The organism is Agarivorans sp. JK6, assembly GCF_045277145.1.
Lineage (GTDB): Bacteria > Pseudomonadota > Gammaproteobacteria > Enterobacterales > Celerinatantimonadaceae > Agarivorans > Agarivorans albus.
This window is the reverse complement of the sequence record NZ_CP113525.1, coordinates 494,627-511,735: the sequence shown is the minus strand read 5'-3', so window position 1 is coordinate 511,735 and position 17,109 is coordinate 494,627. Positions and strand designations below refer to the sequence as shown.

Sequence of the window (17,109 nt, the reverse complement as noted above, 5' to 3'; positions counted from 1 at the left end):
TTAACTAGAGATATTTATGGAACAGCATAATTGGCTAGAAGATATATTAGCCTTGCTTATTGGCACTACCATGGTGGCCTTAGGCGTGTTCTTTTTTAAAGAAACCCAACTTCTTACTGGCGGTACCGCCGGTTTAGCCTTGCTTGCCAGCCAATTTATGAATTTGTCTTTTGGGCAAATGTTCCTACTCATAAATCTGCCCTTTTTTGTACTAGGTTTTGCCAAAATGGGGGCAGCCTTTACATTTAGAACCGTAGCTTGTGTACTTTTAGTGTCGGTGTTTACTGATTACATGCATCTAGTCATCGACATCGCCCAACTCAATAGGATTTATGCGGCACTGAGTGGTGGATTTTTAATAGGCACTGGCATGCTTATTCTAATTCGCCATAAAGGTAGTTTGGGCGGTGTGAACATCTTGGCTCTGTATCTACAAAAGCGTTTTGCGATTCGTGCTGGACATGTGCAAATGGGCTTAGATGTGGTGATAGTAACCGCCTCTTACTTCTTAGTGCCACTTAGTGTGTTAATGTGGTCTATTGCTGGTGCATTTGCCTTGAACATAGTAATTGCACTTAATCACAAAAGTGGTCGCTATCAAGGGTTGTCTTAATCTTTCGCTATGTTTAATCAATCACTCGAAGCGGTTTTTCTCCAGCACGACCAATTACTCCAAAGCTACCAGCAATACTGGCAGTTCAGCCCTTTTCAGCAACACAGTTTACCTTGGCAAAACCACGCGCTAGTGGACCAAGTAAAAAACTTAAACACAACGCAAATTCAACAACTTGAACAATCCCCAGACCAAGCGGTTGAGTTGTTTGCTAAGTACTTCCCCGAACTAAAGCCATGTTTAGAACGATGGCAACCTCAAACGGCAAAAAACGCCGATTTGGAGACCCCATTTTGGTTAACTAACGGAATAAAGGGGCGAAAGGCAGCACAAATTCAAGCCTTTAGCGAACAGCTACAAGGTGAAAACTTACCAATACTGGAGTGGTGCGCCGGTAAAGGGCATTTAGGGCGTTTAATTAGCTTTCACCATCAATTGCCAATAACCAGCTTAGAGTGGCAAGCAAGTTTGTGTGACAGCGGCCAGCAACAAGCCAATCAACTTAAACTGCCACAACAGTTTCATCACTGCGATGTACTTGAGCCAAACGCCCAACAGCACCTCAAAAGTAGGCAGCATGCGGTAGCCTTGCATGCCTGTGGGGAGTTACATCTACAGCTACTGCGCTTAGCGGCCAATCATAAGCCGCAAAAACTCAGTATTTGTCCCTGTTGTTATCATTTAATCAACAGCTCTCACTACCAGCCTTTATCAAAGCTGGCTAAGCAAAGTGCACTTACCTTAAGCAAAACCGATTTACGATTGGCGGTGGCGCAATCGGTCACCTCTGGGCAGCGAGTACAAACTCTACGTCAGCGCGAAATACACTGGCGACTCAGTTATCAAAGCTTACGCGAAGAGCTCACTAACACCGATCACTACCAAGCGCTGCCTTCTGTTGGTAAGCAATGGTTCAGTCAAGATGCGCAATTTGCAGACTTTGCGCGGTGGGCCTGCCAACAACATCAAATAGGCTTTCCCGATACTTTTGATCAACAGCTTTACCTGGAAAAAGGCCAACAACGCCACTTGTTAGTAAGGCAACTCGAGTTAGTACAACTGCTATTTCGTCCTATTATGGAGCGTTGGCTATTGTTAGACCGTTGTTTATTTCTTCAACAACAGGGTTATCAAGTTGGATTAATGGAACTTTTTCCCTTTAAAACCAGTCCACGTAATGTATTAATACAGGCGCAGCTCAGCTAACTCTGGTTTACACTTTTAATTGCTACACTCGCGGTTTGATAATTATTGCCGCTTGTTCAAACTTTGGAGACGCTATGTCACGCCGTTTAATTTTGGTTTTGTTATGTTTCTGTTTCAGTGCCGCTGCGACAGAACAAGATAATCAATATGAAGAACTCTACGATCAAAAGCTTTCTGACATAGAAGAAACCACAACAGAGATTAGCCATCAGCAAGTAGAAGTAGACTCGAACTTAACAGAGCCAAACACAGAAGATGATTCAGTTGAAGCTGAAGCAGGCGGCGTTAGCGAACCGCAAGCAGAACTGGCTTTGCCCGAACCACCCAAGCCAATCATTCCTATCGTAGCCGGTAAAACAGACCAAGCCAGCGCCAGCCAAACTACCGAAGAACTGCCACAGGAAGAAACTTGGGGGCCACTGTCTTTACTCAACACCGAGCTTAGTCCAAACAGTAGCGCTACCCTAGATTGGTACTCTGGCCACCTACCAGGTGGCTTTGAGCTAGCCACCCCAGTAGTAGTTATACACGGTAAAGAGCCTGGTCCACGCGTTTGTATCACTGCGGCGGTACACGGTGATGAAGTAAACGGCGTAGAGATAGCGCGCCGGGTGGTTAAGCAGCTGGAACCTGAGCAACTAAAAGGTACGGTTATCTCTGTGCCTGTGGTAAATATTGATGGTCTGTTTCGCAAAGATCGCTATATGTCAGATCGCCGTGACCTAAACCGTGCATTCCCAGGTAGCCCAAACAGCTCAACCGCTTCACGAGTCGCCTACAGCCTCTTCAATAGCATTATTCGACACTGCGACAGCTTGGTTGATTTGCATTCAGGGTCAATGTTTCGCGAAAACCTCACTCAGCTTCGTGCCGATTTAACCATCCCAGAAGTCTCTGAGTTAGCCAACCAATTTGGTGCCATTCCGGTGCTACAAAGTATTGCCCCTTCGGGCAGCTTGCGCGGTGCAGCTACCGCAGCTGGCATTCCTACGGTAGTGATGGAAGTAGGTGGCCCCTACACTGTGGACGAGAAGCAAGTAGATACAGGAGTTAAAGCAGTGCAGAGTTATTTAAGCTCTGTGAATATGTTGCCACGTTCGTTCTTTTGGTCTTCACCGCAGCCGGTGTTTTATGCCTCGCAATGGTTACGAGCCCGTGATGGCGGCATCCTGTTAAACAGGGTCGAGTTGGGTGCTAGAGTTAACAAAGGCCAACTACTCGGCACTATCTCCAACCCCATTACTGATGATGTAGAAGAGGTCTTCTCGCCCTTTAATGCAGTGGTGATTGGCCGTGCTCAGAACCAGGTGGTGAGTGCTGGTTTTGCCATATTCAACCTAGGTGAGCGTCGGACCATTGAAGACCTAGAACAAGAAGGTGAGCAGATTAAGAAACAAGTGGCCGCGCAAAATGCTGAACAATTAGGCATGGCTGAAGGCCAGACAGAACAGCCTGCGATAGATAGCGAGCAGCAAACCGAGCAAACGCCAGCAGCAACTGAAGCCGCAGGATCAGAAGCAGCCACCGAGCCAAGTCAAAACAGCGCCAATCAAAAAGCAAGCGTTGAAGAGCCTGCAGCCACAAGCGAAGCGGCTCCAGCAGAGCCAGCAACAGCTGTTCAGCCGGCTACAGACCCCGCGCCTGCTCTCGAACCCATTCCGGAAGAGCGCATGCCGCAACCCGAAGATGAGGATGGATAATGAGCCAACAGCAACGCTGCCCATGGTGCGGGGATGACCCCTTCTATCAGCAATATCATGACCAAGTTTGGGGGCGTCCAGTCTACGACGCCAAGGACTTATTCGCCAAGCTTTGCTTAGACGGGCAGCAAGCTGGCTTATCCTGGATCACCATCCTGCGTAAGCAGCAGACTTACTATCAAGCCTACGCGGATTTTGAGCCTAGCGAGATCGCTAAGTTTGACCAAGCTAAAGTTGAAGAGCTACTGCAGAACCCCGGTATTATTCGCAACAAGCTCAAGGTTAACTCAGTGATCCGCAACGCTAAGAGCTACTTGGCGATGCAAGAACAAGGCATCGACTTTAGTGAGTACCTGTGGAGTTTTGTTGGCGGGAAACCCATTCAGAATAGCTGGACCAGCATGGCCGACATCCCCACAGAAACCGCCGAATCACAAGCTATGTCGAAGGCGCTAAAAAAAGCCGGCTTTAATTTTGTCGGCCCCACTATTTGTTATGCATTTATGCAAGCAGTAGGCATGGTGAATGATCACCTCGTTGATTGCCATGTATACCAAGAATGCCTTGAACTAGGCCGTCGATAATAACGGCTAACATAACAACTAAGCCATGGGAGCAGAGCATTATCACTTTTAGAGATAGTGTTAACAGCCCCTAGGCGCTGCGATTAATTTTGTTTGAACCACGGGCCCAGTTAAGTATCGGCTTTTCCAACAAGTAGAAACTTAATGCGGCTATAGTCCAAGACAAACACACTACCAATGCCCCAATTTGCAAACCAAAGGCAATATCCTCCATGCCCATATAATGGTATTGCGGCACCCACAAAATACGAATGATCTCCATTATCAAATAATGCCAAAGATAAATACCGAAGGATAAAGTTGCGATATGGGAGAACAAACGATTATCTAACAGCCAGCTGCAATAACGGCTAAAATGGGCGGCCAGCAAAGCGACAGCACACAACATCGAAAACAATGGGGCCAAATACGCTTGACCAAGGCTTTGGCTAGGCGCTCCCGGGACCAAATAATTTAAGCTCATCCAAGTAGCCAAACCAAAGGCACCGAGAAAAGCCAGATCAAAATAGTAATGCCTCAACTGCTGTTGCTTTTCGTACCAAGCAATACCTGCAGCAGCGATAACACCACACAAAAACTGCCCCATAAAACTGGCAATATTCCAGTAAGGCAGCCACTGTTTTGCTCCGCCAATAATTCCGTACTGCCAACCTTTACCTTCTTGGTCGGTCATAAAAAGTAAAACAATTAAGTAATGCAAAAACTGCATTACGATTAGCAACGCAACTCCCCAGGCTATTGCCACTTTCAAGCTTGCTGTTTTACGCCGCCACAGCGGCATTAATAAAAGCGGCAGCAATAAGTAACAACTCACCTCTAAACCTATTGACCATAACGGACCGTTTATATCGCTGGGGAAAAAACTAATGTAGTGATAAGGCGCAATAAAGCTTAAGCCAGCTAATAGACGTGGCAAGGCATAATCTTGAGGCGCAATTAGCAAGTTTAATAAAACGCTAACAAACAGCACCAAGTAATACGCTGGAATGATGCGAGCGGCTCTTCGTTTTACGTATTCTTTAATGCGTGGCAGAGTTTGAGCAGAAAAATGCGCTTGCCAAAATGGGTAAGCTAGCAAAGCCCCAGATAACACAAAAAACAAACTCACACCTAACTCACCAGCATGCAAGCCCTTAACTAACCAGTGATGAGAATCTAAGCGTTGTGCTAAGTGATGCGCAAGTACAGCTAAACAAGCTAGGGCTCTCATCCCATCGAAACCACGTAAGCTATGCATGTTTCCCCCGATCAATTTACTCGACTCATAACGGTGATAGCGTGCTGCTTACCCGTTAATTCGGCCCATAACTCGCTTCCTTTAAACCAATATCGAGTTTGGTAGTCAGTATCGCGATAAGACACTTCACCCTGTTTAAAATCAGCAATAAAGTGCCGAGGCTTGTCGTCTATACCCAAAGCAGCGTTGGCGACATGTTGCAGTACCACTTCAATCTGCTGCGCATTAGGCTGGCGTTTAAAATCAATGGTAAATTCCACCACACCACTCCAACTGCCTTGCCACTTTCCGAAAAAGGCACTGGCATCCTGGCTTACCCGATCTTGCTCTACAACTTTAGGCCGGTCATTAAGCCACCACCGATATAAAGGCAATGCCAAGCTCATAACAAGACTAAGCAAGCATAAACGTCTTAAGTACGACCATGGGATAGTTTGTGTTGATTTCAACATAGGCTCGCCTCCTAGGTGTAGTTTTCCACAACTAGGTCAAGCTAAGCAGCCGGATTACTGGTTTTGCGAGCAAACAATATAATTTTTCTTAAATCGAAGAAAAATTCGTACCGCCATGAAAAAAAACTGCTTCGAATTGAGGCTTTTAAAGAGTATCTCGAGTTGGATAGCTAATCGGGATCTACGTTGTAACGTTCAAGTAATTAGTTGTGGGAAGATTCAAATCTAGTTGTTGATTGAAAAATACTACTGGGGATTGTATTTGCTTCCTCAGGGAGGTTGAGGAGAGCCGGTTCGCCTGATCGGCGATTACATCATTCTTACTGTAAAACTATTTCTATTTAACTATTTCGGTTTAGCGTTGTTCTGAAATTAACGGCTTAATTCAGCAATGCGTTGTTCTTCAGTTTTTTTGTTTTGTAGGTAGCTTAGTGCAACCCAACCCATAAAATCCATCATAATCATTCTCTCTATATTAGTGTTAAATTTAGCGGCTACGTTCTTGAAGTTTTTGTTCTTCAGTTTTGTTGTATCCAAAGTAGTTAAGGGCTACTAATCCAAATAAATCGTACATAATTTGTTTCCTATTGTTACTTGTTTAACTAGCGGCTACGTTGAGCTACTGTTTGTTCGTTGTTAACGTTTTTAGCGCGAAGAGCGTAATATAATCCGAATAATTCCATAATATGTTCACCTTTATGTTTAAGTTGATTCTGAAAGAAAATAACCTCTGGCAAATGCTTTTTGTTACTAACTTTCTCTTACGGTTTTAATTTTATGCGACACAACGCACATTTAGTATTATGAAATTTAATTTAAATATTATTAAATTTAGTTTTTGGTAATAAAATTACCAAACCACCTATTTGAAAACACTTTCATTACATTTTTCTTAGCACGCTATTCAAAATTTCTTTGCTAACTAACAGCAAAAAGATCATTAAGCTGTTACTTCACTCAGCTTTTCCTGCAATTAATTGAGCTACGCTAGGAAAAAACAACGCCCCTAAATAAAAGGAGTAACAATGCAAGCTATCCAAGCTCAACATCATGGCGACACACTTAGCCTTAACCAAATTGACGACTTACAAGCAAATGCCGAGCAGATCCTCATAAAGGTTGAGGCCGCTGGCGTGAACCCTGTAGATACTTACATCGTTGCTGGTACTAACAATTACACCGCGACGTTTCCCCATACTCCGGGAAAAGACGCCGCAGGTACTATTGTCCAGTTGGGCGCTAAGGTAACAGGCTTCGAGTTAGGGCAACGCGTATATTGTGCAGGCACCATAAGTGGCGCCAGTGCTGAATTGTGTTTAGCTAGCCCACAGCAAGTTCATCCCCTTCCCGATGGCTTAAGCTTTGACCAAGGCGCTTGTTTGGGCACACCTTACGCAACCGCTTGGCGAGCTTTGTTTATTCGCGCCAAGGTTCAGGCAGCTGAAACAGTGTTGATTCATGGCGCGAGTGGCGGAGTAGGTTTGGCGGCAATTCAATTAGCCAAAGCGGCAGGATGCAGAGTGTTTGCTACTGCAGGTAGTGATGCAGGTTTAGCCTTATTGAAACAACAAGGTGCAGACCTTGTGGCCAATCACCACCAAACAGAACATTATCAAGCACTACAACAAGCCGGAGCGGTTGATGTCATTTTGGAGATGCTGGCAAATCAAAACCTAGGCGATGACCTTCCCTTGCTTACTAAAGGTGGAAGAGTGGTAATAATAGGTAGTCGCGGCAGCGTAGAAATTAATCCGCGCGATTTAATGGCGCGAGACGCCTGCGTAATGGGTATGGCGCTAGCAAATGCCGATAGCAAACAGCTCACTCAAATACACTCGGCAATATATGCAGGTGCCACAGCCGGTTTTGTACGTCCAGTAATAAGCCAAAGCTTTAAGTTGGCCGACACCACTTTAGCCCATCAAGCAGTTATGCAAGCAGGTGCTACTGGTAACATTGTTATTCAAATTAACCAGTAAGCAATATCAAGTACAAAAAAAGCGGCTTAAGCCGCTTTTTTTATTATCCGCTATTTACAAATCTTTAGTGCTCTCTAGGTAACCAAGATCAGAAATAAGTGTGTAAGCACGCGCTTTTTCAGTGAAGCTTTGCTGCGACTCGATAATCTCTTTAGCCAATGGATCACGAGCGGCGTGTTCCGCTAGCAACTCATCATTGGCTTTTTTCAATGCAGTGAGAACTTCTTTAGGGAAGGTGCGCACTTTAATGTCAGGGTACTCTTGCAACATAGTTGCCCAGTTATTGGTGCTCATTGCCGTGGCTTCAACATAAATATCAAAGGCTGTGGCGCGCATTGCCGTTTCTAGAATGGCCTGCAAATCTTCTGGTAGAGATTCAAACTTCTTTTTGTTCACAAGAAACATGTTCTCTGAACCTGGCTCATGCCAACCGGTGTAGTAGTAAGGGGCAATTTTGTGAAAGCCCATACGTAAGTCTAGCGAAGGCCCAACCCACTCTAGGGCGTCAATAGTATTACGCTCAAGCGCGGTATATAACTCAGCTGGCGGAATGTTTACTGGCGTAGCGCCTAGTTTAGCCAGCACTTCACCAGCAAAACCTGGGATACGCATTTTCAGATTTTGTAGATCATCTACACTGTTAATTTCATTGCGAAACCAGCCGCCCATTTGCACCCCAGTATTGCCACCTGGGAAGGTTAGCAAGTTATGCGGCTCATACACCTTTGCCATTAGCTCTTTGCCACCACCATAGCTATACCAAGCGTGTTGCTCCATCGCCGTCATACCAAAAGGCATGGTGGTAAAAAACATGGTGTTAGGCACTTTGCCTTTGTAGTAGTAAGACGCCGAGTGGCCCATGTCGTACTGACCGCTTTTTACAAGATCAAAAATACCCAAAGGCGCTTTGTGCTTATTGGCAGAATCAACACGAATCACCAGCCGGCCATCCGACATCTGTTCGGCCATTTTGGCAAAACGTTGCACCCCAGTATCGAGCAGTGGGAACTTAGTTGGCCAAGATTCAGCTAGCTTAAGCTTATAAACCTTGCCCTCTGCAATAGCATTAATAGAAAAACAGCTCGCCAATAACGCAGTAAAACAGAGCAATCCTTTTCTCATGATAAATCCTTATGTGTAGGTAGTACTTTAGTGATTATTATTATGTTGTGTCGCTGAAATCTAAAGTCATACTTTAGTTTCATTAACAGAATGATAACAGAGCCTTAGCCTGACTCATACCGCGTTTAAGCCCTAAACCGAGCGCAATAAAAAAGCCTTTCAATTAAGAAAGGCTTTAAGGTGTTGAACCGAATAAGCAGCTAGTTTTTAGCCGACACTTGCTTGTACATAAGTGCAGCACACACAGCACCAATAATAGGCGCTACCCAAAATAACCAAAGTTGCCCCAAGGCAATGCCACCCTCAATTAGCGCAGGGGCGGTGCTTCGTGCGGGGTTAACCGAGGTATTAGTAACCGGAATAGATATTAGGTGAATAAGGGTTAAACCCAAGCCAATTGCGATAGGGGCGAACCCCGCTGGCGCGCGTTCATCGGTGGCACCTAAAATAATGAATAGAAACATAAAGGTCATCACTATCTCACATACTAATGCGGCCACTAATGTATAACCACCCGGTGAATGCATGTCGTAGCCATTGCTGGCTAACCCATGACTTGCTAGGTCGTAATCACCGCTACCACTGGCAATTAAATACAAAATAATCGCCCCCACAAAGCCACCCAGTAACTGGGCACAAATGTAAGGAAACACATCTACTTTAGAAAAACGCCCAGCAACCGTTAGGCCTATGGTAACTGCAGGGTTTAAGTGACAACCAGAAATGTGGCCAATGGAGAAGGCCATAGTCAGCACGGTTAAACCAAAGGCTATCGACACACCTACTAAACCAATACCTACTTCGGGAAAGGCTGCGGCTAAAACTGCGCTACCACACCCACCTAATACCAACCAAAACGTACCGATCCCTTCGGCAATTAATCGATTAAACAACGGCATGTTTGCTCTCCTTTTCAAACATTTAGTGACAAATGCAAGTCATCTTGCTGCAGCCTAACTATAGGCCACAATTAGCATCGTCACTGATTTTTGCTACAGATAAGTGATTTACTCTGTTTTAAAAGCTTAACGCAGCGCCTTAGCAGCTTGTTTAAATAACCTGAAGATTTAGGTTTGTTAGATTTTATATTCGATAAATGCAATGTAATCAGATAATAACTTAGATAAATGGTATGATCGCCGCGTTTTTGTCTGATTAGAGCTTATTGTAGGAGAATTATGTTTAAGCGTTCTTTGTTAGCGGCGAGTCTATTCGCTGTAAGTAGTACCGCAGCCTTGGCGAGTTCAATTAAATTTGATCTTAATAACGATGTTTTTGAAACAGGTTTTGCAACGCAAATTGCACCTGGCGCAGAGATGTCAGCTAACTACATGTACTCTCGCCCAGAGGGTGATTTAGCAGATTTCGGCATAAAAGCGACTCACCAACAAGACATCCATAAATTTGCCATTGGCGCAAAATTTACCAAACTGTGGGCTAACCACCGTGAAAACCCACATGCCTTTGCCATTGGTGGCGATTACAGCATTGCCGTTGCCCAAAACCTTAAAATATCGGGCAGCGCTTATTATGCGCCTTCGGTATTAACCAGCAGCGAGCTAAACCGTTACTACGATTTAGACGCCAAGATTGCTTACTCAATCATGCCGCAGGCAGATGTATACCTTGGCTATCGCGCCATTCAATTCCGTTACGCTAACGAACCCGATTTAGATTTTACTAAGGGCCTGTATATTGGTGCAGCCTTTAACTTCTAAACAAGAAAAGCCCTGTTAAACAGGGCTTTTTATTATGGATATATAGTTAAGGAAAGTTTATCTGGGATTACTTAAACGTACGCTGACGTGTTTTCTCAAGACCTTTTAAAATCTTATCTAAGCGATCTGGGTGTACCATAAACTCTTGGAAACCCTTCATACCGGCTTTAGCCATAGCAGGATCGGTATCACGGTCATAGAACTGCGCCGTACCTGAAGCTGAACCCAACATCGCCACACCTTTATTTAAGAACTCATTGTCTGCTGCTTTAGCTTTCTTGTTAGGTGGAATTTGTAACAAGGCTTTGTTGATTTTGGTTTGGTTCTCAGGACGCGCCATAAACGCCAGGTATTTTCTAGCATCTTCTTTGTTTTTGGCTTTAGCTGGAATATGTAAGGTATCCATCGGTGCATCTTCTGCTACACCTACCGTTGGGTCGATAATTGGGAACTGGAAGAAGCCCATTTTATCTTTCACTTCATCTGGGAAGTTTGGGGTAATAAAGTTACCAATTAAGTACATAGCCGCTTCACCGTTGTATAAGAACGGCTGTGCTTCCTGCCACGAGTAGGATGCGTGGTTCTCTAAGAAGTAACCAGGCTCAATCATCTCTTTCCATTTTTCCATGGTTTTCACAACACGAGGATCGGTGTAAGGCACTTTGCCATCCATCAATTCCATGTGGAAATCCAAACCATTTACACGCAGGTTCATGTAATCAAACCAACCGGCGGCAGTCCAAAGGTACTTAGTACCAATAGCGATAGGCGCTACGCCATTCTCTTTAAGAATTTTAGACGCCTCAACTAACTCTTCCCATAGATAGGGTTCTTCGATGTCATATTTTTCGAAAATGTCTTTACGGTAGTAAATGCCCCACTGGTAATAGGTGTAAGGAACACCCCATTGCTTACCATCAATAGTCATCGCAGGCGCAGCTGTTGCAAAATCTGCAGCCATGTCGTTTTGTTGCCAAAGGTCACTCACATCTTCAAACAAGCCTTTATCAACAAAGGCTTTCATACGGTTACCTGCGTACCAATGCACAACATCTGGCGGCGAGGTTACTAGCCAGTTACGAATGGTAGTTTTGTAGGCTTCGTGATCGTACAAGTTGTACTTCACTTTAATGTCTGGGTACTCTTTTTCAAATTCAGCAATGATTTCTGCAAATGCGGCTTTAGGTGCAGGGTCAGAAGCGTCAGAGTTAATAATCAGTTCGCCAGCGTTAGCATAGCCACCAATTAAAGTAGCTAGCGCTAAGGCTTGACCACATTGTTTTAGTTTACTCATCATTTACATTCCTTTAGTTTTGTTGTCCTTGAGCAGGATTTATTTACTTCCCTCATTATTGCTTGAGGGTGTGTTTAGCCTTTAGTTGCCCCGAGGGTCAACCCAGCAATAAAATGACGTTGCATGGTAAAAAATAGTATGACCGGAGGTAAGGCCGCTACTACTGCACCAGCTGAGATCAACTGCCATGATGCCAACCACTGACCTTGCAACGCACTGAGACCGGCGGTAACTGGTCGCACTTCATCGCTTTGTACCAGTACTAAGGCCCAGAAAAAATCGTTCCATATAAAGGTAAACACCAGTACCGCTAACGCCGCTGTAGCCGGTTTTACCAATGGCAATACAATGTGCCAAAAAATCTTAAATTCACTTACGCCTTCTACCCGCGCAGACTCAATCAACTCGGTAGGTAAGCCAACAATAAAGTTACGCATAAACAAGGTACAAAACCCTGTTTGAAAGGCCACATGGAATAAAATAAGCGCCCAGTGAGTATCGTATAAACCAAACTGAATGGTTAAATCGCGCACCGGAATCATCAAAATCTGAAACGGCACAAAGTTACCCGCAATAAAGGTGGCAAAGATCCAAATGTTTGCTTTAAAGTTGTATTTAGCCAGAGCAAAACCCGCCATGGTAGACAGGGCAACACAACCGGCTACTGCTGGTAGAGTAATGATTAAGCTATTCATCAGGTACTGGAACATCGGCGTAGAAGTAAATACCTGAGTGTAGTTTTCAATTAACATCCACTCACTTGGCCAGCCCCAGTAATTACCTTGGTTAATATCGTTAAGCGAACGCACCGAGGTTGCCATTACTGCTAGCAATGGCAGCAGCCACAATACAATCGAAATCGGCAATGCCACACGGTAGCTAATGTTAGTGAAGGCAGACGCCTTTTCTATAGGACGTGGGTACATTATTTCTCACTCCTTATCATCCGCCACAAGAAGTAAGCGATATAGATATCCATAATTAAAAATAGCACTACAGCCACCGCTGCGCCGTAACCCATGCGATAGTTGAAAATTGATTCTTCATACATCATGTATGCTAATACTGTTGAGCTGCCCCACGGACCACCCGCGGTCATAGTGGCCACTAAGTCGAATGAACGCAGTGCGCCAATCACGGTTACCACAATGGCAATAAACGTTGCTGGCCTTAATTGCGGTAACACGATGTACCACAGCATTTTCCAGCCCTTGGCGTTGTCTAAACGCGCAGCTTCAAGTTGCTCATGATTTAAGTTATTGAGGCCTGTGAGGTACAAAATCATGCAATAAGCGATTTGAGGCCAAAGCCCGGCGGCGATAATGCCGTAAGTCACTAAGTCTTCATCTGCTAGAATAGAAACCGGATCGCCACCAAAGAAAGTGATCACACTATTCAAAACGCCAAAGCTTGGGTCGTAGAACCAAGAGAACACCAAACCTACAACTACTTGCGAAATAACAAAGGGGAAAAAGAACAAAGCTTTTACCAGGCGAATTCCGTAAACCTGCTGGTTAAGAAATAGTGCAATAGCTAAGCCCATAGGCGGCGCCAACATAAACAACACCATCCACATAATGTTGTTGGTTAAGGCGGTCCAAAACTGATCGCTGTCGAACAATTCGATGTAGTTTCCAAACCCAATAAAGGTTTTTTCACCCAGGCCATCCCATTCAAAAAAGCTGAGCCAGATACTTTCTAAAACTGGAAACAACACATAAATGGAAAAAATGATTAATGCCGGACCTAAAAACATCCAAGGTGCGACATCACTAGCGCGTAATCGTTTACCCGCAACCAACTCAGAAGCTGAATTAACAGCATTTTCTGGAGATTTATTTGAAGAACTCGACGCCATTCCATGTTCCTTATTTGCCTGCAGGTATCAAACAATATAGCTATAAATAGCGGTTTACCCTTGATACACATCGCATTTCAGCAATTTTAACCACCCTTACGAGCAGTCAATTAACTATTGTTATAATCAAACTTAGATCAAAAATTGTGACAAGTAAACGTTTTCACAAGGAGAATGTTAAGGTAAAGTAAGATTTATGATCAACATCATACTTGTTCCGTTGCTAAGATTTAAAAGCAACCAAAGATAGGGATAGAAAATGGCAGATATAACACTTACCGGCTTAGTGAAACGCTACGCCAAAATTGAAACGATTCACGGCGTTGACCTAGATATTAAACACGGAGAGTTTGTAGTATTTGTTGGGCCCTCGGGCTGCGGTAAGTCTACCCTACTGCGTATGATTGCTGGTCTAGAAGACATTTCAGGCGGCCAGTTAAGCATTGATAATCAAATAGTTAACAATGTAGACCCAGCAGAGCGCGGGGTTGCAATGGTATTCCAATCTTATGCCCTATACCCACACATGACGGTTGCCGAGAACATGGGTTTTGGCATGAAGATGAACGGCGTAGAAAAAGCTGAAATCGATAAACGGGTGAACATGGCTGCAAAAACTTTGCAGATGGAAAACTTGTTACAAAGAACCCCTAAAGAGCTATCTGGTGGTCAGCGTCAGCGGGTTGCGATAGGACGCGCGATCGTTCGTGATCCTCGTGTTTTCCTCTTTGATGAACCTCTTTCTAACCTAGATGCTGAATTACGGGTTGAAATGCGTTTACAAATAGCCAAGCTACATAAAGAACTTCAAACCACGATGATTTATGTGACCCACGATCAGGTTGAAGCAATGACTTTAGCCGATAAAATTGTGGTGCTACGTGCCGGTAATATTGAACAAGTAGGTTCGCCACTTGAGCTCTACAACTATCCTGAGAATCTTTTTGTAGCTGGCTTTATTGGCTCACCAAAGATGAACTTTATGCCTTGTAAAGTTCATGCCTTAGAAGGCGACCAAGCTGATATCCAATTGGCAGATGGTCAGCACATTAGCATTACAGTACGCGATAACAGCGTAACCGTAGGCGAAGAACTCAAGTTGGGCATACGCCCCGAGCACTTGCGTTTAGATGATACTGGCGCACTAAAACTTGGCTTCAAAAACGAAGTAAGTGAACGCCTAGGTAATGCTACCTACTTATTTGGTCAGCTAGGTGATATTGATGGGATTAAAGTGCACGTAAATGGCGATCACCAAGTTGCTCGCTTTACCGACATTACGCTTAGCTGTGAACTGTCGGAGTGTTATTTATTTAACCACTCCGATGAAGCGGTTCGTGTTTACAACAAAACTGTTCAGTAATCATCTCGACACTACAATAAAGTCCTTATAGAGACAATTATTGCTTATCTTTGTATAAAGGTAAGTAATAGTTGCTCAAAACACTTCGTTTCAAACACTCTTAGCAAGCACTCTCCCTAGGTTATTCTTTACACTTTATCCATATTAGTTTTCTGGGATAAACATTATGACTTTCACTCTGCGACTAAGCCACAGTCAGCGCATTAACTAGCCAAGCGCTGGCTGCAAACTGGCTTTTCTATTTTTCTTTCCAATATCAAGGACGTCGCAATGTCTCAGTTTAATCACAATAAATACGCTTCATTTAAACCGGTCGCGTTGACCAATCGCCAATGGCCAAACAACAGCATTAATCAAGCTCCACAATGGTGTAGTGTAGATTTGCGTGATGGCAACCAAGCCCTAATCGAGCCGATGTCGGTAGAGCAAAAACAGCGTTTGTTTGCCTTGCTAATAAAATTAGGCTTTAAAGAAATAGAAGTGGGCTTTCCAGCCGCCTCTACAACAGACTATGATTTTGTACGCTGGTTAATTGAAACAAATCAAATACCTGATGATGTATCGATTCAAGTATTAACTCAAGCTCGTCCGGCCTTAATTAGCCGTACTTTTGAAGCCTTGAAGGGAGCAAAAAATGCCATTGTGCATTTGTACAACTCCACCTCAAAAGTGCAGCGCGATAAGGTATTTAAATTAGACAAAGCTGGCATCATTAATATTGCAGTGCAAGGCGCTAAAGAACTACAAAAACATGCCGACCAAAACCCACACACTAATTGGCAATTTCAGTACTCCCCCGAGAGCTTTACCGGCACTGAGTTAGACTTTGCCGTAGAGATTTGCAACGCAGTTGTGGCCCAGTGGCGCCCCAAAGCACAGCAGAAAATCATTCTTAATTTGCCCGCTACCGTTGAGATGTCTACTCCCAATGTGTATGCCGACCAAATCGAATGGTTTATTCAGCACATTGCCCATCGCGAAGACATTATTATTAGCCAGCATACTCACAACGACAGAGGTTGTGGCATTGCAGCTGCTGAGTTAGGCCAACTAGCCGGAGCCGACCGCGTTGAAGGGACTTTGTTAGGCAACGGCGAGCGCACCGGTAACATGGACATCGTAACCATGGCAATGAACCTTTATAGCCAAGGTATCGATCCTAAACTAGATCTGGCCGACATCGACGAAATAGTACAAGTAGTGAAGTTTTGCACCCAATTGCCGGTTCACCCACGCCACCCTTATGTGGGCGAGCTGGTATTTACTGCCTTCTCGGGTAGCCATCAAGACGCAATTAAGAAATGTTTAGATATTCAACAAGCAGATCAACACTGGGATGTTGCCTACTTACCTATAGACCCGGCTGATTTGGGCCGCGATTACCAGGAAGTGATCCGCATTAATAGTCAATCGGGTAAAGGCGGCATTGCTTACATATTGGATAAGGATTACGGCATTCAGTTACCTCGTTGGGCCTTAATTGAATTTAGCGCGATAGTGCAAGCCGATGCAGAAAAAAGTGGTGAAGAAATCAGTCCTGAGAAAATTTGGAGATTGTTTAACAATCACTATTTGGAGCAAGCGCAGGGCTACAAGTTAACTAATTATCAGGTTAACTACCAACAACAAGAGCAGATCCAAGTATTGATTGAGCGTAAGCAGCAGCGCTGTGATATTCAAGCCAGTGGTAACGGCGCTTTAGCAGCCTTTGTGAATGGATTAGCCGCCGAGTTTAAGCAACAGATAGAAGTTCTAGACTACAACGAACATGCCTTGAGTAAAGGCGCTGAAGCAGAAGCGGTATGTTACATAGAAACCAAAATAGCGGGCAAACGCTACCTAGGTGTAGCAATTGATAAAGACATACTAACTGCCAGCCTAAAAGCCCTATTGTGTGCATTCAATCAGCAACTAATCACTGTGGAACAACGCCAGCCACAACCCGCTTAAACTAACGCTCGCGCAGCACTGCTGCGCGAGTAG

15 protein-coding genes are annotated in these 17,109 nt (G+C 44.4%); 8 read left to right on the top strand and 7 right to left on the bottom strand.

Translation table 11 applies throughout. From position 1 onward, the window contains the following. Nucleotides 1-16: 16 nt before the first annotated feature. The 4 genes from OV592_RS02465 (at nucleotide 17) to OV592_RS02450 (ending at nucleotide 4,103) form a co-directional block, all read left to right on the top strand. The gene (locus tag OV592_RS02465) at nucleotides 17-613 is read left to right on the top strand and encodes a YitT family protein (protein WP_338623602.1); all 597 of its coding nucleotides are present in this window, start codon (nucleotides 17-19) and stop codon (nucleotides 611-613) included. Between the two features lie 9 nt (nucleotides 614-622). Further along, nucleotides 623-1,819: a methyltransferase gene (locus tag OV592_RS02460; protein ID WP_406610268.1), complete on the top strand. Its 1,197-nt coding sequence runs from the start codon at nucleotides 623-625 to the stop codon at nucleotides 1,817-1,819. 74 nt (nucleotides 1,820-1,893) lie between these two features. Then, the gene (locus tag OV592_RS02455; RefSeq protein WP_406610267.1) at nucleotides 1,894-3,519 is read left to right on the top strand and encodes a succinylglutamate desuccinylase/aspartoacylase family protein; all 1,626 of its coding nucleotides are present in this window, start codon (nucleotides 1,894-1,896) and stop codon (nucleotides 3,517-3,519) included. After that, complete coding sequence (locus OV592_RS02450; protein WP_406610266.1) at nucleotides 3,519-4,103, top strand: DNA-3-methyladenine glycosylase I; 585 nt, start codon at nucleotides 3,519-3,521, stop codon at nucleotides 4,101-4,103. Before OV592_RS02455 ends, OV592_RS02450 begins: the two co-directional genes overlap by 1 nt. Before the next feature lie 70 nt (nucleotides 4,104-4,173). On the opposite strand, the gene OV592_RS02445 is transcribed toward OV592_RS02450, so the two are convergent. Together OV592_RS02445 and OV592_RS02440 are read right to left on the bottom strand one after the other, a co-directional pair. After that, nucleotides 4,174-5,340: an acyltransferase family protein gene (locus OV592_RS02445; RefSeq protein WP_406610265.1), complete on the bottom strand. Its 1,167-nt coding sequence runs from the start codon at nucleotides 5,338-5,340 to the stop codon at nucleotides 4,174-4,176. Nucleotides 5,341-5,351: 11 nt separating this feature from the next. Next, nucleotides 5,352-5,792: a hypothetical protein gene (locus tag OV592_RS02440; protein ID WP_406610264.1), complete on the bottom strand. Its 441-nt coding sequence runs from the start codon at nucleotides 5,790-5,792 to the stop codon at nucleotides 5,352-5,354. A 1,025-nt stretch (nucleotides 5,793-6,817) separates the two neighbouring features. Between OV592_RS02440 and OV592_RS02435 the strand changes: the two genes are divergently transcribed. Next, nucleotides 6,818-7,771, top strand: coding sequence for an NADPH:quinone reductase (locus OV592_RS02435; protein ID WP_406610263.1), 954 nt, complete (start codon nucleotides 6,818-6,820; stop codon nucleotides 7,769-7,771). A 54-nt stretch (nucleotides 7,772-7,825) separates the two neighbouring features. Here OV592_RS02435 and OV592_RS02430 read toward each other — a convergent pair whose 3' ends face one another. Next, complete coding sequence (locus OV592_RS02430) at nucleotides 7,826-8,893, bottom strand: TRAP transporter substrate-binding protein (RefSeq protein WP_406610262.1); 1,068 nt, start codon at nucleotides 8,891-8,893, stop codon at nucleotides 7,826-7,828. A 200-nt stretch (nucleotides 8,894-9,093) separates the two neighbouring features. Continuing rightward, complete coding sequence (gene aqpZ / locus OV592_RS02425; RefSeq protein WP_016402094.1) at nucleotides 9,094-9,792, bottom strand: aquaporin Z; 699 nt, start codon at nucleotides 9,790-9,792, stop codon at nucleotides 9,094-9,096. 279 nt (nucleotides 9,793-10,071) lie between these two features. On the opposite strand from aqpZ, the gene OV592_RS02420 reads away from it, so the two are divergent. After that, nucleotides 10,072-10,611: a YfaZ family outer membrane protein gene (locus OV592_RS02420; protein ID WP_016402095.1), complete on the top strand. Its 540-nt coding sequence runs from the start codon at nucleotides 10,072-10,074 to the stop codon at nucleotides 10,609-10,611. 67 nt (nucleotides 10,612-10,678) lie between these two features. Here OV592_RS02420 and OV592_RS02415 read toward each other — a convergent pair whose 3' ends face one another. The 3 genes from OV592_RS02415 to OV592_RS02405 form a co-directional block, all read right to left on the bottom strand. After that, nucleotides 10,679-11,908: an ABC transporter substrate-binding protein gene (locus tag OV592_RS02415; RefSeq protein ID WP_406610261.1), complete on the bottom strand. Its 1,230-nt coding sequence runs from the start codon at nucleotides 11,906-11,908 to the stop codon at nucleotides 10,679-10,681. 71 nt (nucleotides 11,909-11,979) lie between these two features. Then, nucleotides 11,980-12,831, bottom strand: a complete 852-nt coding sequence (locus OV592_RS02410) for a carbohydrate ABC transporter permease (RefSeq protein ID WP_016402097.1) — start codon at nucleotides 12,829-12,831, stop codon at nucleotides 11,980-11,982. Further along, nucleotides 12,831-13,763 carry a carbohydrate ABC transporter permease gene (locus tag OV592_RS02405; protein ID WP_016402098.1) on the bottom strand — a complete coding sequence of 311 codons (933 nt, stop codon included), beginning with the start codon at nucleotides 13,761-13,763 and terminating at the stop codon, nucleotides 12,831-12,833. Before OV592_RS02405 ends, OV592_RS02410 begins: the two co-directional genes overlap by 1 nt. A gap of 259 nt (nucleotides 13,764-14,022) precedes the next feature. On the opposite strand from OV592_RS02405, the gene OV592_RS02400 reads away from it, so the two are divergent. Both OV592_RS02400 and leuA read left to right on the top strand, forming a co-directional pair. Continuing rightward, nucleotides 14,023-15,126, top strand: a complete 1,104-nt coding sequence (locus tag OV592_RS02400) for an ABC transporter ATP-binding protein (protein ID WP_406610260.1) — start codon at nucleotides 14,023-14,025, stop codon at nucleotides 15,124-15,126. Between the two features lie 270 nt (nucleotides 15,127-15,396). Further along, entirely contained in the window at nucleotides 15,397-17,076 is a 1,680-nt protein-coding gene (gene leuA / locus OV592_RS02395; RefSeq protein WP_406610259.1) for a 2-isopropylmalate synthase, read from the top strand. Nucleotides 17,077-17,109: the final 33 nt, after the last annotated feature.